This window comes from Nostoc sp. UIC 10630 (assembly GCF_010747425.1).
Lineage (GTDB): Bacteria > Cyanobacteriota > Cyanobacteriia > Cyanobacteriales > Nostocaceae > Nostoc.
On record NZ_JAAGOG010000135.1, the window covers coordinates 1 to 23828 of the forward strand.

Consider the following 23828-nt stretch of genomic DNA (forward strand, 5'->3'; position numbering starts at 1 on the left):
CCCTGCCCCCCCTGCTCTCTTATCTCCCCACGCCTCATGGATAGCAGCCACAACATCCAAATACAAAGGTTCTCCGGCGCTACCTGCTTCTTTGGTGCGGTCGAGAACTGCGATCGCTTTTACGCTATTTGGCAATGCTGCAACAAACCTTTGGACATCAAAGGGGCGATAAAGCCGGACTTTTAGCACACCAAGTTTTTCCCCACGGGCGTTAAGATAATCTACCGTTTCATGGACGGTTTCACAGCCTGAACCCATAAGAACGATAACGCGATCGGCATCATTGGCCCCGTAATATTCATAGATTTGGTAATGCCTCCCCGTGCGTTCTCCAAATTGATCCATGATGCGCTGGACAATTTCTGGACAGGCGTTGTAGTAAGGGTTAGCGCCTTCCCGTCCTTGGAAGTAGACATCAGGGTTTTGAGCAGTCCCTCGCAATACTGGACGATCTGGAGTGAGGGCGCGGCTGCGGTGGGCAAATATGAGATGATCGGGGATGAGCGATCGCAAATCATCATCTGCAAGCAGTTTAACTTTCTGCACTTCATGGGAAGTACGGAAGCCGTCAAAGAAGTGCATAAACGAGACTCGCGTCTCTAAAGTCGCAGCATGGGCGATGAGAGCAAAATCTTGACTTTCCTGCACCGAAGCGGAACACAGTAGGGCAAAACCAGTAGCACGAGCTGCCATGACATCGCTATGGTCGCCAAAAATTGATAAAGCGTGGGTAGCCAGAGAACGCGCAGCAACATGAACTACAGCACTAGTCAACTCACCAGCAATTTTGTAGAAGTTGGGGATCATCAACAACAATCCCTGAGATGCTGTGAAGGTAGTACTCAGGGAACCTGTTTGCAATGCCCCATGCACAGCACCAGCCGCTCCTCCTTCACTTTGCATCTGCACGACACTGGGAATAGTACCCCAGAGGTTAGGACGACCTTCTGCTGACCAAGCATCTGCCCATTCACCCATTGCTGAAGAGGGGGTAATGGGATAAATGGCAATCACTTCATTTAGTTTGTAAGCAACACGGGCGACAGCTTCATTCCCATCAATGGTTGCAAATGTTTTGTTCATAATATGATTTTTGTCCCCGTCTCTCAACTGCATTATCAGAACACGTAAATAGAAGAATTAAAAATAGCCAGAGTCAGGTAGGCAGTGCCAAGCGAGCAGTTTATTATGGGCTTTTCAGTTAACTTTAAATAAATACTGCATATATGAATATCTCATCTGAAATAGCGCATCTATTAATATGTCTTAATCATGTACTCAATAACCCAAGTATTGATTAGATAAGGCTTTGAGATAATTAATTCTTTTTTGTGGGGTATAGGTTCGGGAATATTTTTGTTTGCTAAATTCAAGCTGAACTGCGATCGCTCCATGTACCAATTGCTGCAAATCCTGAACCATTCACAAGCACAACAGCATGGGTTAGTCTGGTCTCAACACACGTGTACCCTATGACAGGTATACTATACAGAGAAATTCCCAGATGAAAAAGTCGAGAAAAATATGGCACAAAAAATTATTTACGGAACAGTTAGTGATGATGGAACAAAACAGGTCGGTGAAGGATTTGAAGTTCAATCATCTGAACCAGGATTGTATGTAATTACGTTTTCACAACCTTTTGTGACTACTCCAGTTGTAGTTACCACTCTCAATGGTTGGGGAGCAGATAATCAAATTGTTGTTAAGGATACAGACCTCAACAAATTCCAAGTTTCTATATGGGATCTGGAAGTTAAACAACAGTCTGGCTCAACTTCTGCACAACTTGAAGTTAAGAAAGAAAAATCGTCTTTTAATTTTATAGCGATCGGGGAAGGTAATTAAGTTAAGGGTTATTTCAAATCTAAAATAGGGTATTAAATGTAGGTTGGGTTGAGGAACGAAACCCAACATTAATCGGGGTGTTGGGTCTCATACTTCGAACTAAACTACAAAATCTAATACAACATTTTAGGTTGAGTTGCGCTCCGCTTCACCCAACCTACGTCTAATACACTATTTTAGCCTTGCTACACAAGTAGGGTGTGTTAGCAACAGTGCAACACACCTTTCATTTATAAATCTCTATCCCTTCATGGGTAGAGTATTCATAATTCTGAATTTTGACTAATGCACCAAATTTTCTTGTTTAAGTTGCTCTTTCGCTAAAGCCAATGCTTGATGAGCATTTCTAAACTTTGTTTCATCCGTAAATTTGCTATCAAAACACTTTAAATAAGCTTCCAAATATCTAATACGTAAGCGTGGATCAGCCGGATTCAGAAGAAAGGGGAGGTCAGCCTCAACCATAAACCGTATAGCCAATAAGGGTATAGGGCTACGAAGTGGACGAAAGTCTGGATTGTGCATACCGGGAGTTTCATTACGTTTATGAAATTCTCCTATCATCAGTCCTGACTCAACAAACAAAGGTTTAAGTTTTTGTTGGACACTATCTATTAATTTACAAGCGTCCTCTATATGAACATCAGGAAAAATAAGTAAAAAAGCTTTGTTTATTTCTAATTCCTGCTCTTTAACTTCCATTTTCAAAAAGATATCTTTATAGCGTCCAACAATCTCTTCTAGTTGTTCTGGATACAAATACTTGGTACGAATAACTGCTAGACGAATACTGTTTGACTTGAGAGAGTAAGGTACAAAAGGGCACACTGCGCCGGGTCTTCCTAAGTTAGGATGAGGTCTTGCTAAAAAACTTTTCACCCACTCTATAGTTTCAAGTAAGTAAGGACGGTCTTCGTATTCCTGGAGTTGTTCGATTTCAAGAATTGTATATAGTTGCATCAGCTTAGGTGAAATAGAAGAATTTTTGAAATCTGAATCCAAATTATGTGCCAAAACTAACTATTATCTAAGTAAACAAAACAAGCCTTGACTTTTTTATTTTTGGTTTATTTATAGTTTGTAGGAAATAAAAATGCTAAGGCATTTTTGCGAGTCCAAAAAATTACACTAATCAATACACAAAGATATTTTCACACAAAGCAAGTTGTGCTTATTGCTTTTTGGTACTTGAGCCAAAAGACATACATCATATATTATCCAGTAGATGCTCTTACTTTTTTACACTCTTAAGCTTCCATGATTTTCAACAAAGATATTATAAAGTTTATATCCAAATAGTTATTTTTACTGTAAAAGTTTAGTTTTTACTGAACATCCTAACATATGTTGATCTTTTTTATACACGGAAATTTTTGTCTAAATACTTATTTTTGCCGTTCCTCCTTGGTGTCTTCGCTAGAAGAAGGCATTATATTGATGCTATATCATACAGAATTAGTACTTACGCACTGTACACAAGAATCATGTTCTGTATCAACTTAAATATGTCATTTCAGATTTTTATTAATCATTTTCTGATGGTAAATAGACTTGTGCTGTAGGGGCAATATCCTTCGGGTACTCGATTGGAGAAATCATAGAACAGCTGCTTTGTGTCTACATGAATTGCCCATACACAGTTTATGCTTTTTGACAATAGCTGAAGCGTATTGATCTATATTTGGTCTTTCCTGTCAATGCGTAAGTCCTGCTATTCTTCATGAAGATGCGCTTAATTTGAATGAACCCTCATTTCTACGAGAGGCTTGTGCCAACGCGCTGCATCTCTCAGAGAAGGACGCAAAGGAAGAGAGGATTTAAGAATTATTCAGTAAAAATCTAGAGATTAAAGAGTAAGACAAGGCCAGTTACTACAACCTTGGCTCCCAAACTTGTAGTAACTGGCCTTGTCTTACAGAATTAAATATTGGTTTAATTGCCAGTTCCTTATTTATCAGCAAATTCTTTCACCACTGCCATAGCATCAGAAGGAATCTGCGTAATTAGGCGAAATGGAAATGCTTTAGTTGAAGCAAACTGAGCATAATCTGGTGTCAGAAACACGGCGTAGTTTTTAGCTTCTGGGGTCATCTGTGCAGCAAACGCTAAAGTTATAGCTTTAAGGTACTTGCGAATATCTGCTGCTTGTTCGCCTACAACTTCACCGCCACTAATGGGTGTATTTGGTTGTCCGATCTGATCCATAGTCTTACTGGGGTCTTTTACACTCAGATGAGTACCCCCAACTATACCAACTAGCCATTTGGGGGATGGAATTTTGTCAAATCCCACAATCTGTTCAGTTAAAGCTGGGGTGGTTTTATCTGCGGAACCTGCTAATACTAGAGTCGGAATTTGCACCTTAGTTAACCCAGTTTCGCCAAAAATCAGAGAAGTTGTAGGATTGAGAGCGATCGCCTGTTTTATTCTCGTATCCCGTAACTGATAGGTATTTTCTGGCAGTTCTTGAGCGATGCACTGCATAGCTTCTCCTAGACTTGAGATAGCCAAGTTCTTTTTGCAGCGTTGTTTGAGCCGTTCTAGTTGTAACTCTCCTCCCGCCAGTGCTAAAGCTGTACTACCACCAAAAGAATAACCAACAACCATCGCGTTCATGGTCGCAAGTTTCCCTTGTAGGGGATGATTAGCTGTCTGGTTGAGCTTTTCTAATTCATCGAGAACAAAACTAACATCTTGAGGGCGATTTAAAAACTCTTGAGGCTTCACAGGTCTGGTTTTGCCTTGTAATGCAGAATTAATATTATCCTCATTACTACCAGGATGTTCTAAAGCAGCTACTACATAACCGTGTGATGCTAAATGTTCTGCCAGGTAACGCAAGTCCGTGCGGACTGATCCTAAGCCGTGAGAAAAGACAATTAAGGGTTTATTGGCAGTTGCATCATTTGACCAGTAAATATCAACTGGAATTTTGCGATTGCGCTTTTGGTCATTCAGGCTTAAGTTGAGTATTTTTACTTGAGCCGTTCCTGGTTGGCTGGGATCAAAAGGGAAAGCAATCTGCGGTGTTGTCGAGTCGAGTCGGGGAGCAATGGCTAGCATAAATTGCTGCGTGCGCCAAAAAGCCGTATTCAAACTACCTGCAACTATAAAAGCTTTTGGTAAATCAATTTCTAAGCGTTTACTCGGATAAGCAGCGATAAAACTCAATATAGACAGACCCTGCGGCGCAGTAGAGCCTAATACCAATCCTCCTCTCAGTGCTTGTACCCCAGCATTGTCCTTTCGAGCTAAAGCTGTAGCGAAGTCATGGAGAATAGTTGTGCCAATCTGAGTATTAAGCAACTTATTAATGGTGACAACGTTCATCGGTATATTCATACCTAGTGCCCCTAATAGGAAGCGGCGTTGTTGTTCAGATAATCCTTTAGTGTAAGACTGCAAGCTCCTAGGCAATTCCCCTGTTTTGGCAGCGTTTTGCAACTCAGTCAGGGAGATGGATTCTGTAAATACACCCAAACGCACAACAACAGTATCAGCCGCAATAGCCGAAGTATTTACCCCAAACTGTGTAAGTACAATTGCACTAAAGAAACCTGCAACTGTCTTAAGACTTCTCCAACTTCTTCCCATAAATATTTATACCAACTGTTGCTTAGGGGAATATAACGAATATTTGTGTATTTGACTACCCCTTTACTTTAATCGTTCAGAAATTAAAGCAGATTTTTTCCTGAACTTGATAGGAATCGCCCCAATCTGCTCAAAGCAATCAAAGCTCATCAAAAGTAACGAATTGTAGAATTCATCACAGCTAAAAATTTGGGCATGAATCAGTGTTAACAGCCACAAAAGTCTGATTGTTTCTCCGCTAGGTTTAATACTGTAACTAAACTATAGAACAGGCGAAGCGATGCCTGCGGCGGAAAACTACGCATCTCCAATTTGCACTTTTTGTCGGCTGATATCCTCATCAAATTTTAGATTTTGGATTTTGAATTATTAAATACAAAATTCTCTTAGTTACAAAAGTTTCAGCATTTCTCTCAGTTTCAGTAATGTCAAAATTTTGTTAGCAACAATCAAAAATCATTTATCCAGAGCAACTAGATTCATGTATGTGGTCATCTAGAAACTAAAGTTCAAAATTGAGTGAATGCAATTTTTTTGACAGCACATTTTAAACGGCCGCTTAATGTTTTGTCTTTGCCTTTTAGAAGGTGTTGCAGAGGTGTTGCAGGTCGATAGTCTTACTGCTGTAGCTGCACTATCATTACTCATTAAATTCTACTAGCCGCATCAACAATTTTTCTTGGCTTTATGCGTCGCAGACTCCGCTATATTTTAATTTTGTTACTCTCCTTGAGTATTATTACACTGTGGTGGCCTGTGAATGATTCTGATTGTAATTTCGGGGATCTTTTAGTATCAAAAACTAAAAAATTTCAAGTAAATGCTACTAAGGTTATTGTTCAGCCGTGGCGTGGTCGTCACCATGTATATGGAATCTTTATGATTCCTAATGAATACAAACAAGCTCCATTTTTTGTAGTAACAGTCCAAGGTGCCGGTAGTTACTGTTCAAAACAATTTGGTTATAAAAAAAACTTTAATGGTATCTTTGCTGAACCAGGAACTTATTTGGTGCAGAAGTTTGTTAGAACTCGAACGGCTTTGCGGCTCATTTTCCAAGGTTTGTACTTCCAAATCAATGATAAACAGAACTGGACGTTGACTTTACCTGAACCAAATACTACTACCGCTACGCCTAATTAGTGATTTGTTCTTTAATCGAACTTAGCTTATTGTCCCTACCGCCTGTACTGTTGCGTAAGTCCTATTTAATTAGGAATTATTCACTTGGCTTGGTGGTTGACTTTGCAAAACCTTATTCTTATTTAACAAGTTACTAGTAGCATTTACCACAATCTGCGCTGCTCCTGTAAAAAACGATCGCTCGATAGTCGCTGGAACATCGCTAGGTTGATGATAGTGCGGAGTCCGTAAATTGGCTGTATCTGTCACCAGCACAGCACCCACACCCTGATACCAAAATGGTGCATGATCGCTACGTAAAGTGTCTGGTGTCAATAAACCTTTAAAAGGAATTGGTAGTATTAGGACTGGTGGCAGATTTGATTCCTGTTTATTTAGGGCGCTTGAGGGGAGAAACTGTGAGCTTGTAAAGGCATTCAGCAAAGGCAAATGTTCTGTATCACCAACCACTGCCAAAAAGTCGCCCTTGTCACTAGGTGGGGTAACCGGCAAACCCGCCGGGTATTTCTGACACCCAACAGTGTAACAAGCATAACCAACCATATCCATAACGATCGCTCCGTCTAAGTTTTGCAAGCGTGGTGTCTTGCTCACAAAAGCCTGACTACCCAAAAGTCCTGTTTCCTCTTGGTCAAAAAAAGCTAGTTGTAATGTCCGTGGTGTGGGGCGAGAACCAAGCAACCGCGCAACTTCTAGCACTACAGCTACACCACTAGCGTTATCATCAGCACCGGGGGATAAAGCAACAGTGTCGTAATGCGCTGCGACGAGAATTGCTTTAGCGCCTTTGTTAGTTCCTATACGTTCAGCAAAAATATTTACACCCTCAGAGAACTTTTCTAATTTGGGCTTCCAGCCGAATTTTTTCAGTTCAGTTGTGATATAGGTGCGAGTGAGCGATCGCTCTGTTGTCGTGTAACGCTGAAAGTTTAACTTTTGGATATGCTTTAATAGCTTATCAGTAGACACTTGTAGGGTATCATCAACTTTTTTTAACTCTAGTTGTGGTTGCGGCGTTTCCACAGGAATGCTTTCAACAATTCCTGGTGAGGGACGCTGTTCAAAAAGCGTGTTACCTCTGCTACCCAACACAGCAACAGTCACTAGCAGCAACAGCATTAGCCAAATCCATTTTTTCATGTGATTTATCCTTTGCTCATCCAAGTTGTATTAATATCATTTCTGTTTGAAGATATGCCTATAAGACTGATGCAAAACTACAGGCTATAGGGGCAATTCATAAATTGTCCCTACATAAACAAAGCGTAGCCTCAGATAAAATCTTTATAGAGCAGTCCTAAATCATTGGTGAAAATTACACTTCTCTTTCTTCGTTCCTTCCTTTGCGTCCTTCTCTGACGAGACGCTGCGCGAATGTGTCCTACCCTACGGGGGACTCCTTCGGAGAACTCGAAGAGTAGCCGCTTTGCGTCTATGCGGTTCATTTCCTAATCTACATTTTTCACAAATAAAATAGGATTGCTATATTGTTAGAAGTTTAATTATCTATATTATGGTTCAAGTTGTTGTTTGTCTGGGGTGTCCATATACTTCAAAAGCAGATCAAGATAGGATTTTCTCTGCTAAAACTATAATGATGTTAGGTTATATTGGTTGAGATAATACTGCTAAATTACCTCCAAAGTTTGATCCTAAAATAATCACAACTTATATTCCCTCTGCGAAGGTAAGTAAGTACCTAGAGCCAGCCTTGAATTCCCTCCATATTGTTTATCAGTATCGAACAAAGTTCAGGGATATCGAAAAAATAAAATACCCAGATGTTTCAAATAATTTTTAACCAAACTCCGATATTTTTGCGTTTTCGCCCGGAGTGCGAAAGCTAGCTCATAGCATTTTATTATTTTTATATACTTCAAAATTTATTTGAGAAAAAGCAGCTTATGAACGTGAACAGTATTTTATCAAACACTCAGACAACAGAGACAGTTCGGATTCTGGTTGTTGAGGATGAATATATCCTAGCTATGAATTTACAAGAAACTTTAGAATTGCTAGGATAGACTGTTTCAGATATTGCTGATTCCGCAGAAACAGCAATTGAGAAAGCTGCTGAATTACTCCCAAATCTGGTTTTGATGGATATCCAGTTGCAAGGTGAGATGGACGGTATTCATGCGGCGGAACTAATCTGGAATCGTTTTCAAATCCCTATTGTCTACATCACTGGACATTCTGACAAAAGCACCGTGGATCGGGCTAAATTGACATTTGCTTTTGGTTACATTCTCAAACTTATCAAAGAACAACAACTTTATGTTGCCATTCAAACAGCACTCAATTGCTATCAACGGGAGCAATTATCACAATTGCAACGGCTAAACCAGTTTAAAGAGGATTTTTTAGCAACCACTTCTCATGAAATGAGAATGCCATTAAAGAATATCAAAATGACAATCTCCGTGCTAGAAAATATTCTTCAGCGAGAAGGCATTTTCAATTCAGAGCTACTTTCTCCATTTGAGTCTGTAGCTGGCTACCTAACTATTCTGCGTCAACAGTGTGAAGAGGGGCTAGATTTAGTGAACAATCTGCTGTCTATGCAAATGATTGATACAGATGTCTATCCCTTAGAAATAAGTTCATTTAAACTTCAAGACTGGCTTCCGCATTTAGCCTTGTATTTTCGAGAACGCGCTCGAAGTCAGCAACAGATTTTCCAGGTTAGCATCCCTCAAAACTTACCACCGATAGTTACCGACTTAGCTCTTCTGTCCAAAATTGTCTCAGAGTTACTCAACAACGCTTGCAAATATTCCCCTCCCGATGAAGAGATTCAATTAACTGCTCAGATCATCTACCTTACAAAAGATTTCATTAATGAAGATGCTCAATCTGGGATAGAAATCGATTCTCAAGTCCCCTTCTTTGAAATTAAAATTAGCAATTCTGGCGTAATAATTCCTCAAAAAGATCAATCTCGAATCTTTGATCCCTTTTACCGGATTCCTGACAACGATTTCTGGAAACATGGCGGCACAGGATTGGGCTTGGCATTGGTTAAGAAGCTTGTAGAATATCTCCAAGGCACAATAGAATTTACCAGTACTCAAGGTTGGACAAGATTCACAGTTATACTACCATTAAGCTTGTAAAAATAATTTATACAGCAGATTTAAACTTTGTGAGGTAAAAATAATACCCCACTCACACTTTCTCTTACTCTACTCAATACATTGAGGATAGCTGGGCATGATGTACTTTATTTATTTGTAAAATTAATTTTATAAATGTTTACACGCAGGCTTGTTTACTTTTTTTATATAGTGAATGTCAAGTTTGACAACTTGTCTTTTGACAGCGATCGCAACTTTACGTAAAGTGCCGCACTAGAGGAGTGCTGAGTACTAAGTAAAGAAGAAAAGAATTTCTTATTACTTCTTCAAAATCTTTATTCTGACACTCAGAACTCATGACTCAGAACTCAGGGCTTTTTTTATGGTAGATTTGTTGCTGATCTCAATCCTGGGGTTCCTGGGGAGTTTTGGGCACTGTTTTGGCATGTGTGGCCCTTTAACAGTGGCATTTTCCCTGTCTCATCAGCCGAAAGGGACATCACCCTCAGAAAAGCCAGCTACTTGGCGACAACAATTAAAATTTCATCTTTTGCTAAACCTGGGGCGGATGTTGAGCTATGCTCTAGTCGGTGCTGGCATTGGGGCGTTAGGTTCGGTATTGCTGCAAAGTGGACAGCTAGCGGGTATTGGCAGCGACTTTCGGCACTGGATGGCAATTTTGACTGGTGTGATGCTGATTTGGTTTGGCTTAGGACAAGTAAAACCCGATTTGCTCCCGCGTATTCCCGTGCTACATCCCCTATTACAAGGTAGGCTACATGATCGCCTCAGCACAGGAATGGTTAAGCTTTCCTTTAAAACTAAATGGTGGACACCAATACTTTTGGGGATGACTTGGGGTTTAATGCCTTGTGGTTTTCTGTATGCTGCCCAAATCAAAGCCGTTGAAACTGGCAATTTATGGATGGGTGGGGCAACCATGCTGGCTTTTGGACTGGGAACCCTGCCCACTATGCTAGGGGTAGGCATCTCCACGTCGTTGGTAAGTAAAGACAAGCGCAGTCAGTTATTTCGATTAGGCGGTTGGGTGACACTCACCATCGGCATCATTACCCTGCTACGGACTGGTGACACAATGGTAGATTACACCGGGCACGCCGCTTTATTCTGCTTAATATTGGCGTTAATTGCGCGTCCTATTAGTGGGTTGTGGGCTTCACCATTGCGTTATCGCCGCGCCTTGGGGGTGGGATCTTTTGTGCTTTCTGTCGTTCACACCTTCCACATGATAGAACACTCATTGCAATGGAATTTTGCCGCCTTTTCTTTTATGCCGCCAGAATTTCAGTGGGGTATGGCTGCGGGTGCTGTAGCATTAGTATTAATGTCCCCCGCCGCTTTAACGAGTTGGGAATCGTTGCAGAAATCTTTGGGCAAGCGTTGGCGACAGATTCATCTATTGGGTGTGCCAGCCTTGCTCTTGAGTGCTATTCATGCTGTGTTGATTGGTTCCCATTACTTGGGTTCCTTGCAATCAACTTGGGGAAATAACTTAGCGGCAGTACTGATGGGAATTATTACCCTCAGTGTCTTACTAGTGCGTTCGCGTTTTTTTTGGTCAAAGTTAGCCGTAGAAAAGTTTTATGTCCCCCCAACAAAATCGCGGTAAATTATCCTTGTTCTCTGGCTCAATCCCAACGAGTCAAAAACAGAGGCATCAACTACTCAAAGGCATTTCTTGGAAGAGTCAAGGAACAATAAAGTATTTATTATTCCTGAGTTTCTTAGTTATATCAGTCACTAATCTTTACCCTGCATCTGCTCATAAGGTGGAAGTTTCTGGAGATGTTGGTGGCACCCTCCACATTGAGCCAAATGATAATCCTCGGGCTGGAGAACCCTCCCAAGTCTGGTTTGCGCTTACCCGCAGAGGCGGAAGGGTTATTCCCCTGTCACAGTGTAATTGTCGGTTGGCTGTTTATGCCGAACCTTATGCAACCGGAGAGCCTGCACTGCTAGAACCACGGTTAGAAGCTGTAGCAGCCGAACGTTATCAAGGTATTCCAGGTACAGAAATTACCTTTCCCAAACCAGGTATTTATGAGTTGCAACTAAATGGTAAACCAGTCTCTGGGGCAAGATTCAAACCTTTTAACTTCAAATTTGAAGTTACTGTAGCAGGCGGTTCTACACAAAATACACAAATTCAGCGAGATGTCAATGGTGATTTAGTAGAGGGTGAATCTCAGAAATTACCCATTTGGGCGATCGCACTGCCAATCTTCGGATTTATCGGCATCTTAGTTGTCGTACTGCGAAACATGAGAGGGGGTGGGGAGTAGGGAGCAGAGGGAGACATTTTTTTGTGTCTCCCTTTGTGTGAATTCACTTCACCAGATCGTTTGTACATGAGGATAATTCAGAATCTTCGCATCGCAAGTTACCAGAGGAATTCCATATCGTCTAGCGATCGCAACTATAATTCTGTCTGCTGGATCTTTATGAAAATTGTCCGGCAGTTGTGTACTGGCGATCGCATCTAGAGGATTCAAAGACTCGATAACAATACCTGAGTGCATTCGCGCTAAGGAATACCATTCATCAATTGGTAACGGTAAGGTTAGTTTTCCAATGCTGAATTTGATTGCAATTATTCCATACTGAAATAGTAGAGACGAGCAAGCCACTTTGTGGTTCTTCTGAATCAATTGCGGCTTGGGCTTGACTCGATAACTGACTTGGATTATGGAGTAACCAGAGCCAAACATGAGTATCTAATAAAATCATTCGCCCAAGGCTTCCCAAAGTTCCGGCATAGATTCGTCAAAATCTTCTGCAATTCCAATCGGCAGCCCCCGCAATGGGTAGTGATGAGTAGAAGTTTGTTTTGCTTGCCAAGGCACAATGCGAGCAACTGGAATGCCATCACGAGTAACTACAACTTCGGTTTGAGTTGCTGTCACCTCATCCAATAGCGCTGTGAGAGTACTATCTGTATCTTGAATATTGAGGTACTTCATACCGCCAATTTATGCGATCACTTTTACGCCTTAATTTTAAGCGATTCTTTGTGTAAGTGTTTTTCGTATCTGCCCTTTCACCCGGATTTCTCACGATACTGTAGGCAGAGGAGTGTGGGGAGTGTGCGGGGTCAGATTTCTCCCCATCCCCCCACTAATTTATTCTGAATTCTTCTTTTACAAATGTCGCTTTTGATGCCACTGCCACGCATGAGCGACAATATCTTCGATGGATGGATATTGAGGTTGCCAGCCTAAGATTGTTCTGGCTTTCTCACTGGTGCCAATGAGAATTGGGGGATCTCCGGGACGGCGATCGCGTTCTTCTACTGGTATCGAAGTTCCTGTCACCTGTTCGGCAGCTGCAATTACTTCTCTGACAGAGAAGCCGCTACCATTACCCAAATTAAAAACTTCGCTATCGCCACCTTTTAATAAATATTCCAATCCCAAAATATGGGCATCTGCTAAGTCGTTAACATGAATATAATCACGAATACAAGTACCATCGGGCGTGGGGTAATCGGTGCCGAAAATTGAGATAAACTCTCGTTTGCCTAAAGCTGTCATCAGCACCAAGGGAATCAAATGGGTTTCTGGGTTGTGATCCTCGCCGAGTAAGCCATTGGGATTAGCACCAGCAGCATTAAAATAGCGGAAACGCACTGATTGAAAACCATAAGCAACATCAAAATCAGAAAGAATCCGCTCTACCATTAGCTTTGTAGTGCCATAAGGATTAATCGGATTTTGAGGATGGTTTTCTGGAATGGGTACAAATTCTGGCACGCCGTAGGTAGCACAGGTAGAAGAAAAGACAAATTTCTTTACAGATGCTGTCAGCATCGCCTCTAACAGAGTCAAAGTACCAACAACGTTATTGCGGTAGTATTTAGCTGGGTCAGTCACTGATTCTCCTACGTAGGCGTAGGCAGAAAAGTGCATCACAGCAGCAATATCGCGGGTTTTAAATAGTTGATCTAGTAAGGCGCGATCGCCTGTATCCCCTACTACCAGTTCTACCTGTAAAATCTTTTCTACCAGGTCACGATGCCCATAGACCAGATTATCAAGGATGATAACGTTATAACCCGCTTGCTTCAAAGCTAGCACCGTATGAGAACCAATGTATCCAGCTCCCCCCGTGACTAAAATGGTAGGCTTTCCAGACGACATAGTTTTTCCTTTTAAGTGGATTACTCAATTAATTTAGTTTACCGGTGCCACATTACTCTTCTGGAAAATTATAAATAATAGGCGCAGTGTTAAAAATTTGAACTAAAATCACTACGACGGTAGTCTTTGGGTGTGAGGTTTGAAGTATTTTAAGTCAAACAGTACGATTACAATTTGACAATAAAATAAATCCATTTCCCGAAACCTCTAGGTTGAACCTTATGGGTGACGCTTTTAGCGTCGCGGCTAAGAAGTCACTAGTTGTTTTATACAGGGAAACCATGCAGGACAGTTCCTCCTGGGGCATAAAAACCCCTAGTCAAGTGGACTGTCTTACCACCACACTGGCTCACCGCACCAGAAAATTTGAGAGTTAATCTATGTTTCTATTGCTAAGCCGGGTACTGCTGTGGCTGCTGATTGGCACTATCGTATATTCTTTGTTCCAGCGATTTTATCCCTCTGGAACTTTTGTAGGGCGATTAATCTTAGTCGTTATCTTGGTAATCGTAGCCCTTTCATTTCTGAACCCCAGTGAACCAGCTGTGGCATCTTTGTGGAGAATGCTATCTTTTCCACTCAAGCCTCTGGGGGCCTCTGTTTTACTGATGATTTTGGCTGCTCAAAAAATTAAAGGAGGTGGAATAGACAAACCAGGAGGATACTTGATAGGTTGGGCACTGACGATTTTGCTGTTGGCAAGTACACCAGCAGTCGCCTATTTCCTCTATAGGGCACCTCTAGCAATGACAGGTGACACATCTGTAGCATCTGCTATATCAACATCTGGGACACTGGTGGCATTAGGGCAACCAAACACCACAGCAAATATCTCAGATGTAAAGGGAGATAGCATTATTTCTTATAATTTAAGAGTGCCTCCCTACCTATTACAAGGAAATCCTCAAGATATTCGCACACGCGGTTTACGACTTGAAGACTTTGTACCAAATTCGGAAACGTTGCAATTGACAACAAGAACTTGGGAAAGTTATCTCGCTGAAGTTTACAGGTTCATGCGTGTTCAACGGTAATAAAGTAAAAAAAAGGGGTAAAGGGTAAAGGGTAAAGGGTAAAGGGTAAAGGGCAAAGGGCAAAGGGTTGAATTAGTTAGCCACTGTCCCCAAATAGGTTTTTCCCTTCCCCATTCCCCATTCTCTCTACATAGCTGCCTGCTTGGGCTAGCAGTTAATCTAGGATAAAGTTGCAAAATTGCTTTAATGGCAAAATCTCGACGAATCGCTAAACTCAGTGCTTACTTACGACCCCATTGGCGGGAAGCGTCATTAGGCATTCTCGCTTTGTTGTCTGTCAATGCACTGGGCGTTTATATCCCTTGGTTGATTCGTGCTGGTGTTGATAAACTCTCAACAACCTTCAACTGGAACGAAATACTACATTATGTAGTAATTATTGTCTTGCTCAGTTCGGCGATGTGGCTAATGCGGATGGCATCACGCATTTGGCTATTTGGGGTGGGTCGTCAGGTGGAATTTGACCTGAAACAACGGATTTTTGAACACTTACTCAAACTGGAGCCGGCTTATTTTGCCAGTAATACTGCTGGCGATTTGATTAATCGGGCTACCAGTGATGTGGACAATATCAAACGTTTATTGGGTTTTGCCGTTTTGAGTTTGGCAAATACGGTGTTTGCCTACGCCCTGACACTGCCAGTAATGCTAGCTATTAGTGTGGATCTGACGCTAGCGTCTCTGGCAGTTTACCCTTTTATGCTCTTATTGGTGAGTCTGTTTAGCGATCGCTTACGCAAACAACAAGCAGCAGTCCAGGAGCAACTCTCTGAAATCAGCGAACTCATCCAGGAGGATATTAGTGGCATTGCCTTAATTAAAATTTATGCCCAAGAAGCAAACGAGCGTCGAGCCTTCTCCAAAAAAAATCAGCAGTTACTGACTGCTAACTTGGAACTGGCAAAACTCCGAAATACACTTTTTCCGCTAATTGGTGGACTAGCTAATGTCAGTTCGTTGGTAATTATCTGGCTAGGGACAGCACGGATGTCTTCTGGGGCGCTTCAGGTTGGCGACTTTTTAGCACTGTTAATTTATGTAGAGCGTCTAGTTTTCCCGACAGCCATTTTAGGATTCACAATTACTGCTTACCAACGGGGTGAAGTTAGTATAGATCGCCTGGAATCTATTCTTTCTGTCACACCGAAAATTCAAGATGCAGCCGATGCCATACATCTACCAGCAGCGGAACTAAAAGGGGAAGTGACAGCGAAGAATCTTAGCTACAGTTACCCTGGTTCTTCTACTCCAGCTTTAGAAAACATTAACTTTACTATTGCTCCTGGAGAAACCGTGGCCATTGTTGGGGCAATTGGTTCGGGAAAATCCACTTTGGCGAATGCTTTACCGCGCTTGTTGGATATTGAATCAGGACAATTGTTTTTAGATGGGCTGGATATTACTAAAATAGCTTTGGCAGATTTACGAGGTGCGATCGCTTACGTTCCTCAAGATAGTTTTCTATTTAGTACTACAATCAAAAATAATATCCGCTATGGCGATCCAATTAGCGAACAAGAGCAGATAGAATCTGTTGCTAAACTTGCCAAAATTGAATCAGAAATTAACAGTTTTCCTCAGCAATATGAAACTCTTGTTGGTGAACGCGGTATTACTCTTTCTGGTGGTCAACGACAACGTACTGCCTTAGCTAGAGCTATGCTGGTCAATGCGCCAGTGTTAATTTTGGATGATGCTCTCTCTAGTGTGGATAATCAAACAGCCACGCAAATCCTCAAAAATCTCTCCAGTGGTACTGAACGCAAAACAGTAATTTTCATTACACATCAATTATCTGCGGCGGCTGCGGCTGACAGAATTTTTGTGATGGAGAAGGGAAAAATTGTTCAGATAGGCAATCACTTAGAACTCTTGCAACAACAGGGTTTATACAGAACTTTGTGGAGCCAGCATCAAGTTGAAGAATTACTGCATTAAAGTTTTGACCTTAAAGCATATTTTATTGTTTGTTGGATAGCACAACTGTGCTATCCAAATCTTTAGGGATTACAGTATGCCCGTTCAGCTAATGTGACATCTAGCACAAATGGATTGTCATTACCTTGAAATTTGGCGATCACATGACTGCGTTCTATTTCAGTAATATCCGGTACGTCTTGCTGATTCCATTTACACAAAGTCTGACGCTGATTCTGAAAGTAATTTCGGTCTACCTTCTCAGCCTGATTCCGATAGATAGTGTAAAAGTAGAAAATTGCCCTAGCTATATCCCCTTTTACTTTCTCTCTAGGCTCAAATTTAGAAGAAGATGATTCGCTAAACTCGTCAATTGCTCTACTAGGAATTGTAGATTGAACAGTATCATTTCGATACCATTTTTTAGTACTTGTGTCGGCTATATCATCAAAGGGTTTATTTCCTCGCTCAGTATTAATATCTTCTCGTGCAGGAAATAAATGGTGAAGGTCACTTCGAGCATTACCGTTGTCAGCCCCTTTACTTTGTGGCCAAACGTGTTCAGTATTCAGCCCTAATTTGTCAGCTTCCTGACTAGGATCGCCATTACCATTTAGACGAATTTGGTAACTGGCATAGATATCTGTCACAATACCTGCTTGGTTGTCAATAATGCCAAACATTTCGTCTCTTGCGCGATCGTAGTTCAAAATTTTGCTAGGCGTATACTTCTTAGCAAGTTCTTCAACTAGAGCGACTTTGGATAATTGAGGCAATATAATTGCCGAATCATTTACGGGAGTAGGTTGAACAACAGGAGGAATAGGGTCAGAAGTGGACTGGCTAGTGGGTAATGTAAACGCTGCAATCACAGGATCATGGTCGCTGACAGGCTGACTAAAGCCAACATTGACATGCACAATGTCAATTTTTGGTTGAGCAAAACCAGAAAGGTTTTCACTGACCAACAAATGGTCAATAAGTTGAGGTTTTCCCCGGAATTTGAAAGTAAAGCGATCGCTAGCAGGTAAACGATCCGTCAGATTCTCAAGAATATTACCCTTTAAAGTTTTCAGAGGTAAGGAATCGGGTAAATCGTTTAAGTCACCCAGTACGATTACTTTGGCTTGCGGGTCAACTTCTAATATTTGCCCTACGAATTCATTAACGATTTCGGCTTGCTTGACTCGTTGAACATCGCCAGGAGAACCTCCCAGCTTAGAAACAAAGTGATTAGCAATGATAAACAGCTTTTGCTCGTTAAATATAAATTCTGCTACAAGTGGCTTACGGCTTTCCTCGAAAGCACTATTTGTAGGATCAATCCGACCTGGGTTGAGTGAAAGGTCAAGACCATTTGTACTTCGAGTAATAGCCACAGCATCTAATGAACCGCCTCTTCTAGGCAGTTTTGCTAGAGTTATCCGACTGGGCCGAAATAATAAACCGACACGGATATTACCTCCAGGTTCTCCACCATCTTGATCGTCACTGGGTGCAATATCCACAAAATCGTATGCCGGACTACCGATATTTTCGAGCGCAGCAATCAGTTTTTGGTAAGTCTCGTTTGCATTCACAACATCATCATTGGTTGGCCCGTTGTTATCCTGAACTTCAACCAAACTGATGATATCTGGGGCGTTCAAATTCTTTTGGATAATTTTGGCAATATCATCAAAGCGTCGATCTTTTGGGTCTAAATTCTCGACGTTAAAAGTTGCAACAGTCAATACATCCTGGGAATTTTTTAGAGATGTTGTTTCCCGTTGAGTAACTGGAAGTAAAGGAGTTGGCAATTGGGCTATTGGACTAGCGTGCAGTGGACTAATCCATACAAAGAAGATGAGAACAGTACTAAATAGTAACAACAATTTGATGAGTTTCATTCTCTCTTCCAATGAAGATATTTTCTAGATTAGTCTTCTTTTGAATAGAGTTCAATTAAGATAAGTTTTAGGTTGAGTAAAGGTGAGCATTCTATCTGAGAGAAAATACCAGGACACAAGGAAATTTGGCTCTATTCACTTACTACATTTGCAGTCTATTAGATACCCTGTTTAATATCAAATATTGATAATTAATTATTGGTAGCGATGTCTGTGACGGGTTCTCTACAAGAGGCTATAGCAGTGCTTACGTAGACCGTGATACTTTTCAATCACCGTGGCTTTGGATAACTTCATGAAGCTAGTACAAGGTAGTGTAATTACCACGTTAGTTTTTTGGGATAGGTGGGTAGTATAAATTACCGAAAAAACTAATTTGGCATATAGTGATGTTCAAAAGGAAATTATCAGAATTCCGTGCTTCACAGGAATTGTCGACCTCGAAGGTAATGGATCGCCATATTGGAGCGATCGCAGCTTTAATTTTAATTAGCTTACTGAGTTCATTGAGTGGAACACCAGATAGTCATACCATCACTACCTGGTGGGAAGGCTTTCTCTGGGGATTGGCAGATCCAGTAATTGGCTTAGATTGTTTAGTGGGGATTGTTGCTATTGGCTTACTGTCATCTATGTTTGTTCGTGGCGCTGCGATCGCTGGATATTTTGTCTTAGCAGCAATCTTGGGCATCGTAATTCATCTATTCCAGCTAAATTTCCCAGGCATAGAAATTGCGTTCGCTGGAAGCGTTGGCGCAGCCATCGCTATTTCTACCATCGTTTTTAGTACTATGCTGATGATGCCAAATCAACCAAATTTTGTGGTACTTGCTCTGATGGGCATCAGTGCTGGTTTATTTCAGGGTTACACTGTTGCTGATTCTATTATTGGGGCAGGAATGCTCCCACTAATTGCCTATATAGTAGGTATGACATTGACTCTGTTTGTGGTTGCTATGAGTGCCAGAGAAATTGGTGGTGCAATGGGTATGGGAGAAATAAACCGAACTCTACCCTGGAAAATTAGCATTGCTGGCTTTGCTTTCTGTGCGATCGGCATCGTGTTTTTGAGCAATTCGATCAGCTAAATCACATATTTCAATTCAGTGGAATACATTTATTTATGGGGGCGTACACTTAGCTGTGCGCCCTTATTATGTGGATAGATATTTAGAAGCTATATCTCAATAAAAGCTTGTGACATCTGAAGAAATTGCGGATATGCTAACAGAATTAATTTATAAAAATAACTTTTGACAGTGAAAATATATCACAAAAAATTATGAAGATATAAAATCTAAAGAGATTTTTTAGGAATTAAAGATTATTAATTTATCATGACAAAGAATATTTCTTTTTGGCTTAATTTACCTCTGATTGTTGGCACTGTTACAACCCGTGATTTGGAAAACGTTTACTATACCTAAGTACTTTCAAAAAAGAAAACTAGCTCATCATTAACATAAGGCTCTTATACCATTTCACGAAATGACTGATACAAATGATTTGTCTCTAATTCTGTCACCTTGCTTTCCTGGTGGCTATTTGTATCGACCTTAAAGTGAAATAGTATTAATACTGAAGAGTGATTTATTATCGTATACAGAAAACCGCAGCAGATTGATAAATTGTCAACAATTTTCATTTTTTATGAACTTTGAATCGATAAATTAACAACAACTAACAGAAGTAAGGATAAAAACTTAATCTATTTAGTTTTTTCTGCGCCACTAGTTAAGAGGTAATCTATGGTGCGAAACTCAAAACTAGGGTACAGAACGTTCCCTAAGTCTATTCTGCGTCCATCTGTTGCTATAGGTATAATTGCATCTTTATTGGTTGGCGGAATAAGTTTTTATATAGTAAAACGCTGGCAAAATTATGCAAATCCAGAAACACAAGTGCCAGCAGCACAATTGCCACAGTTAAAAACGGTAACAGCTTTAGGGCGAATTGAACCACAGGGAAAGGTAATAAAACTTTCTGCTGCGGTATCTGCTGAAGGAAGCCGGGTAGAAAAGTTGTTAGTAAAGGAGGGGGATTGGGTAAAAGCGGGACAATTGATTGCAATTTTGAATAGCCGCGATCGCTTGCAGGCAGAATTAAAGGAGGCACAGGAACAGGTAAAAGTAGCACAGGCAAATCTAAACCGCACCCAAGCAGGTGCTAAACGTGGTGAAATTGCCGCCCAAAAAGCCGCGATCGCTCGCTTAGAAGCAGAACGCCAAGGTGATATTAATACTCAAGCAGCGACAATTGAGCGATTCCAAGCCGAAGTGCAAAATGCCCAGGCAGAAGACGAACGTTATCAGCAACTATATCAACAAGGTGCAATTTCCGCTTCCCAACGAGATAGTAAGCGTTTAAACCTGGAAACCGCCCAAAAAAGCCTGCAAGAAGCACAAGCACAGTTAAATCGTACCCAATCAGCTAGCCAGCAACAGGTAAAACAGGCCACGGCAACCCTTGAGGAAATTGCTGAGGTACGAGGAGTAGATGTAGAAGCTGCCCAAGCAGAAATCAATCGGGCTGTAGCAGCCATGAATCTGGCAAAAATCAATCTAAAACAGGCCCAAGTGCGATCGCCCCAAAATGGACAGGTATTTGAGATCCACACCCATCCTGGCGAATTAGTATCAAATAATGGCATTGCTGATATTGGACAAACTAGCCAAATGTATGTCATAGCCGAAGTCTATGAAAGCGATATCGGCAAAGTTCATTCAGGGCAACAAGTACGAATATTTGGTGATTACCTCCCCCTTGAATTGCAGGGAATCGTAGATCGCAAAGGTTTGCAAGTGCGACGACAGAGTGTCATTAACACAGATCCCGTCAGCAATATCGACAACCGAGTAGTAGAAGTTTATATCCGACTAGATGAAGTTTCCAGTCGAAAAGCTGCCAGCTTAACCAATATGCAAGTTAAGGCAGTAATTGAATTGTGAAAAATAAGGGATTGGGGACTAGAGACTAGTGACTGGGGAAGAATAATCCCAATCCCTAATACCCAGTCCCCAATACCCAATACCCAGTACCTAATTATGGGATTGATCAAACAACTGCGACGGCGAACCCCTCTAGGATGGCTGCAACTGAACCATGAAAAAAGCCGCCTCTTGGTGGCTTTGTCAGGCATTGCCTTTGCGGATCTTCTCATGTTCATGCAGCTGGGCTTTCAGACTGCGCTGTATGACAGTAACACCAGACTACATCGCAGTTTGCAAGCAGACATTGTTTTAACCAGTCCCCAAGCCCGTAACCTGCCAAGCTTGTCTACATTTTCTCGTCGGCGACTTTACCAAGCAATGGATATACCAGGGGTGAAGTCGGCAGAACCAATGTATTTCAATAATACAATCTGGAAAAATCCTCAAACACATCGTGAGACGGGGGTGTTAGTTATCGGGTTTAATCCAGATAAGCCAGCCTTTGACTTACCGGATGTTAACCAGCAGTTGCAGGCAATTAAGCTACCAGATACGGTTTTGTTCGATCGTGGCGCAAGAGGAGATTATCAAAAAGCGATCGCTCAAATTGACCAAGGGAAAACCCTAACCACCGAAATAGAACGGCGCACAATTACCATTAGTGGCTTATTTCAAGTCGGGGCTTCCTTTGGTTCTGATGGCAATCTGATTACTAGCGATCAAAACTTTTTGCGGCTATTTTCTGGGCGACAGTCAAGTAGCATCAGTCTAGGTTTGATTCAGGTAAAACCAGGCTATGACCCGAAAAAAGTGGCAGCAAGCTTGAAAGCCTACCTGAGAGATGATGTTAAAGTCTTAACCCACGCCGAATTTATTGAATTTGAAAACAACTTTTGGAGGACAAATTCCCCAATTGGCTTTATTTTCAGCCTGGGTGTATCAATGGGCTTTGTGGTGGGCGTGATTATCGTCTATCAAGTCCTTTCCACCGATGTTAATGCCCATGTTCGGGAATACGCCACCTTTAAAGCAATGGGATATCGCAATTACTACCTGCTGGGTGTGGTGCTTGAAGAATCGTTGATATTAGCAGCACTAGGCTTTCTCCCCGGATTGGGAGTGTCCTTAGCACTTTACCAACTGACTCGCAGTGCCACAAACTTACCCATGTACATGACTGCGATTCGGGCATTGCAGGTATTAGTGCTGACTATCATTATGTGTACAATTTCCGGTGCGATCGCCACCCGCAAACTCCAAGCCACCGATCCTGCTGATATGTTCTAAATTTGTCATTTCTCATTGGTCATTTGCAAAGAACAAAGGACAAATCACCAGTGATAATTGTTACCAATAATCGAGCTATTTATGACTAGTCAACCTGTGATCTCTATTAAAAATCTTGACCACCACTTTGGTAACAGTTCCCTCCGCAAGCAAGTTTTATCTAATATCAACTTAGAGATTAACGCCGGTGAAATTATTATTATGACTGGGCCCTCTGGTTCTGGAAAGACTACCTTGCTAACCTTAGTTGGTGGATTGCGTTCTGCTCAATCTGGTAGTTTACAGGTGTTGGGGCGAGAACTTTGTGGTGCTAGTGCTGAACAATTAGTACAAGCGCGACGGCATAACGGTTATATTTTTCAAGCACATAACTTACATGGGAGTTTAACGGCACTCCAAAACGTCAAAATGGCTTTGGAATTGCACAAATATCTTGGGTTAAAAAATATGCTAGCTAGGTCAGCCCAGATGTTAGAGCAGGTAGGATTAGGAAATCATTTACATTACTATCCTGAAAAACTATCTGGAGGACAAAAGCAACGAGTAGCGATCGCTCGCGCCTTAGTCAGTCATCCTCAAATAATCCTAGCGGATGAACCCACCGCCGCCCTTGACAGTCAATCAGGTCGGGATGTAGTCAATCTTATGCAAAAACTGGCAAAAGAACAAAGCTGTACTATCTTGATGGTTACTCATGACAACCGCATCCTTGACATTGCCGATCGCATCGTTGATATGGAAGATGGTAAGCTGAAGTCAGAATTAACGCTCTCAACCTGAAGTTAATCAGCTTTCATTCCTCAAGCTCAGAAATCGAAACCAGAACAATTTAAGTATAATCACTGTTGTTTTATACCTTATATTAACAATAATAATATAGGACTAATATTTGATTTCTGAAAAAGCTCCGTACATTTGAAGGGTGGGGAAATCAAAGGTCGTGTGTCGGATA

At 41.4% G+C, this 23828-nt stretch carries 19 protein-coding genes and 1 pseudogene; 11 read left to right on the forward strand and 9 right to left on the reverse strand.

The window, feature by feature from the left end; translation table 11 throughout:
- Positions 1 to 1083 (reverse strand): annotated as a pseudogene (locus G1O98_RS25765) (pyruvate:ferredoxin (flavodoxin) oxidoreductase); the annotation flags it as partial.
- Between the two features lie 195 nt (positions 1084 to 1278).
- The gene (locus G1O98_RS25770; protein ID WP_163933794.1) at positions 1279 to 1422 is read right to left on the reverse strand and encodes a hypothetical protein; all 144 of its coding nucleotides are present in this window, start codon (positions 1420 to 1422) and stop codon (positions 1279 to 1281) included.
- Between the two features lie 102 nt (positions 1423 to 1524).
- Here G1O98_RS25770 and G1O98_RS25775 point away from each other — a divergent pair, with 102 nt between their 5' ends.
- On the forward strand, positions 1525 to 1848 hold the full coding sequence (locus G1O98_RS25775) for a hypothetical protein (RefSeq protein WP_163933797.1): 324 nt from the start codon (positions 1525 to 1527) through the stop codon (positions 1846 to 1848).
- A 282-nt stretch (positions 1849 to 2130) separates the two neighbouring features.
- On the opposite strand, the gene G1O98_RS25780 is transcribed toward G1O98_RS25775, so the two are convergent.
- Together G1O98_RS25780 and G1O98_RS25785 are read right to left on the reverse strand one after the other, a co-directional pair.
- Positions 2131 to 2850 (reverse strand): DUF6875 domain-containing protein, encoded by a 720-nt coding sequence (locus tag G1O98_RS25780; RefSeq protein WP_345940594.1) that lies wholly within the window; start codon positions 2848 to 2850, stop codon positions 2131 to 2133.
- 945 nt (positions 2851 to 3795) lie between these two features.
- Positions 3796 to 5442, reverse strand: coding sequence for an alpha/beta hydrolase (locus G1O98_RS25785; protein ID WP_163933800.1), 1647 nt, complete (start codon positions 5440 to 5442; stop codon positions 3796 to 3798).
- Between the two features lie 687 nt (positions 5443 to 6129).
- Here G1O98_RS25785 and G1O98_RS25790 point away from each other — a divergent pair.
- Positions 6130 to 6585, forward strand: a complete 456-nt coding sequence (locus tag G1O98_RS25790) for a hypothetical protein (RefSeq protein WP_163933803.1) — start codon at positions 6130 to 6132, stop codon at positions 6583 to 6585.
- Between the two features lie 69 nt (positions 6586 to 6654).
- On the opposite strand, the gene G1O98_RS25795 is transcribed toward G1O98_RS25790, so the two are convergent.
- Positions 6655 to 7725, reverse strand: coding sequence for a M28 family peptidase (locus G1O98_RS25795; protein WP_163933807.1), 1071 nt, complete (start codon positions 7723 to 7725; stop codon positions 6655 to 6657).
- A gap of 896 nt (positions 7726 to 8621) precedes the next feature.
- Here G1O98_RS25795 and G1O98_RS41210 point away from each other — a divergent pair.
- The 3 genes from G1O98_RS41210 (at position 8622) to G1O98_RS25810 (ending at position 11965) form a co-directional block, all read left to right on the forward strand.
- Positions 8622 to 9701: a hybrid sensor histidine kinase/response regulator gene (locus G1O98_RS41210; protein ID WP_345940595.1), complete on the forward strand. Its 1080-nt coding sequence runs from the start codon at positions 8622 to 8624 to the stop codon at positions 9699 to 9701.
- A gap of 343 nt (positions 9702 to 10044) precedes the next feature.
- The gene (locus G1O98_RS25805; protein ID WP_163933810.1) at positions 10045 to 11292 is read left to right on the forward strand and encodes a sulfite exporter TauE/SafE family protein; all 1248 of its coding nucleotides are present in this window, start codon (positions 10045 to 10047) and stop codon (positions 11290 to 11292) included.
- On the forward strand, positions 11267 to 11965 hold the full coding sequence (locus G1O98_RS25810; protein ID WP_175586869.1) for a hypothetical protein: 699 nt from the start codon (positions 11267 to 11269) through the stop codon (positions 11963 to 11965). Before G1O98_RS25805 ends, G1O98_RS25810 begins: the two co-directional genes overlap by 26 nt.
- Before the next feature lie 48 nt (positions 11966 to 12013).
- Here the strand turns inward: G1O98_RS25810 and G1O98_RS25815 are convergent, their stop codons facing one another.
- The 3 genes from G1O98_RS25815 to galE all read right to left on the reverse strand — a co-directional run bounded on the left by G1O98_RS25815 (position 12014) and on the right by galE (position 13819).
- On the reverse strand, positions 12014 to 12391 hold the full coding sequence (locus tag G1O98_RS25815; protein ID WP_228058043.1) for a type II toxin-antitoxin system VapC family toxin: 378 nt from the start codon (positions 12389 to 12391) through the stop codon (positions 12014 to 12016).
- A gap of 15 nt (positions 12392 to 12406) precedes the next feature.
- Complete coding sequence (locus G1O98_RS25820) at positions 12407 to 12643, reverse strand: type II toxin-antitoxin system Phd/YefM family antitoxin (RefSeq protein WP_163933813.1); 237 nt, start codon at positions 12641 to 12643, stop codon at positions 12407 to 12409.
- Positions 12644 to 12820: 177 nt separating this feature from the next.
- Positions 12821 to 13819, reverse strand: a complete 999-nt coding sequence (gene galE, locus G1O98_RS25825) for a UDP-glucose 4-epimerase GalE (protein ID WP_163933816.1) — start codon at positions 13817 to 13819, stop codon at positions 12821 to 12823.
- Positions 13820 to 14199: 380 nt separating this feature from the next.
- Between galE and G1O98_RS25830 the strand changes: the two genes are divergently transcribed.
- Together G1O98_RS25830 and G1O98_RS25835 are read left to right on the forward strand one after the other, a co-directional pair.
- A complete protein-coding gene (locus G1O98_RS25830) occupies positions 14200 to 14853 on the forward strand; it encodes a hypothetical protein (RefSeq protein WP_163933819.1) in 654 nt (217 codons plus the stop codon).
- A gap of 186 nt (positions 14854 to 15039) precedes the next feature.
- Positions 15040 to 16791, forward strand: a complete 1752-nt coding sequence (locus G1O98_RS25835; RefSeq protein WP_163933822.1) for an ABC transporter ATP-binding protein — start codon at positions 15040 to 15042, stop codon at positions 16789 to 16791.
- A gap of 62 nt (positions 16792 to 16853) precedes the next feature.
- On the opposite strand, the gene G1O98_RS25840 is transcribed toward G1O98_RS25835, so the two are convergent.
- A complete protein-coding gene (locus G1O98_RS25840; protein WP_163933826.1) occupies positions 16854 to 18659 on the reverse strand; it encodes an endonuclease in 1806 nt (601 codons plus the stop codon).
- 389 nt (positions 18660 to 19048) lie between these two features.
- On the opposite strand from G1O98_RS25840, the gene G1O98_RS25845 reads away from it, so the two are divergent.
- From G1O98_RS25845 to G1O98_RS25860, 4 genes are all read left to right on the forward strand, one after another.
- Positions 19049 to 19747, forward strand: coding sequence for a HupE/UreJ family protein (locus G1O98_RS25845; RefSeq protein WP_163933829.1), 699 nt, complete (start codon positions 19049 to 19051; stop codon positions 19745 to 19747).
- A gap of 660 nt (positions 19748 to 20407) precedes the next feature.
- Complete coding sequence (locus tag G1O98_RS25850; protein ID WP_175586870.1) at positions 20408 to 21607, forward strand: ABC exporter membrane fusion protein; 1200 nt, start codon at positions 20408 to 20410, stop codon at positions 21605 to 21607.
- A 96-nt stretch (positions 21608 to 21703) separates the two neighbouring features.
- Entirely contained in the window at positions 21704 to 22876 is a 1173-nt protein-coding gene (gene devC / locus G1O98_RS25855) for an ABC transporter permease DevC (RefSeq protein ID WP_163933831.1), read from the forward strand.
- Positions 22877 to 22957: 81 nt separating this feature from the next.
- Complete coding sequence (locus G1O98_RS25860) at positions 22958 to 23656, forward strand: DevA family ABC transporter ATP-binding protein (RefSeq protein ID WP_163933833.1); 699 nt, start codon at positions 22958 to 22960, stop codon at positions 23654 to 23656.
- Positions 23657 to 23828 lie beyond the last annotated feature (172 nt).

Coding starts and splice junctions, on each gene's coding strand:
- G1O98_RS25845 (WP_163933829.1), top strand. CDS start 19,049: ATGTTCAAAAGGAAATTATCAGAATTCCGTGCTTCACAGGAATTGTCG.
- G1O98_RS25860 (WP_163933833.1), top strand. CDS start 22,958: ATGACTAGTCAACCTGTGATCTCTATTAAAAATCTTGACCACCACTTT.
- G1O98_RS25785 (WP_163933800.1), bottom strand. CDS start 5,442: ATGGGAAGAAGTTGGAGAAGTCTTAAGACAGTTGCAGGTTTCTTTAGT.
- G1O98_RS25830 (WP_163933819.1), top strand. CDS start 14,200: ATGTTTCTATTGCTAAGCCGGGTACTGCTGTGGCTGCTGATTGGCACT.
- G1O98_RS25815 (WP_228058043.1), bottom strand. CDS start 12,391: ATGTTTGGCTCTGGTTACTCCATAATCCAAGTCAGTTATCGAGTCAAG.
- G1O98_RS25790 (WP_163933803.1), top strand. CDS start 6,130: ATGCGTCGCAGACTCCGCTATATTTTAATTTTGTTACTCTCCTTGAGT.
- G1O98_RS25850 (WP_175586870.1), top strand. CDS start 20,408: ATGGTGCGAAACTCAAAACTAGGGTACAGAACGTTCCCTAAGTCTATT.
- G1O98_RS25810 (WP_175586869.1), top strand. CDS start 11,267: ATGTCCCCCCAACAAAATCGCGGTAAATTATCCTTGTTCTCTGGCTCA.
- G1O98_RS25770 (WP_163933794.1), bottom strand. CDS start 1,422: ATGGTTCAGGATTTGCAGCAATTGGTACATGGAGCGATCGCAGTTCAG.
- G1O98_RS25775 (WP_163933797.1), top strand. CDS start 1,525: ATGGCACAAAAAATTATTTACGGAACAGTTAGTGATGATGGAACAAAA.
- galE (WP_163933816.1), bottom strand. CDS start 13,819: ATGTCGTCTGGAAAGCCTACCATTTTAGTCACGGGGGGAGCTGGATAC.
- G1O98_RS25840 (WP_163933826.1), bottom strand. CDS start 18,659: ATGAAACTCATCAAATTGTTGTTACTATTTAGTACTGTTCTCATCTTC.
- G1O98_RS25795 (WP_163933807.1), bottom strand. CDS start 7,725: ATGAAAAAATGGATTTGGCTAATGCTGTTGCTGCTAGTGACTGTTGCT.
- G1O98_RS25805 (WP_163933810.1), top strand. CDS start 10,045: ATGGTAGATTTGTTGCTGATCTCAATCCTGGGGTTCCTGGGGAGTTTT.
- devC (WP_163933831.1), top strand. CDS start 21,704: ATGGGATTGATCAAACAACTGCGACGGCGAACCCCTCTAGGATGGCTG.
- G1O98_RS25835 (WP_163933822.1), top strand. CDS start 15,040: ATGGCAAAATCTCGACGAATCGCTAAACTCAGTGCTTACTTACGACCC.
- G1O98_RS25820 (WP_163933813.1), bottom strand. CDS start 12,643: ATGAAGTACCTCAATATTCAAGATACAGATAGTACTCTCACAGCGCTA.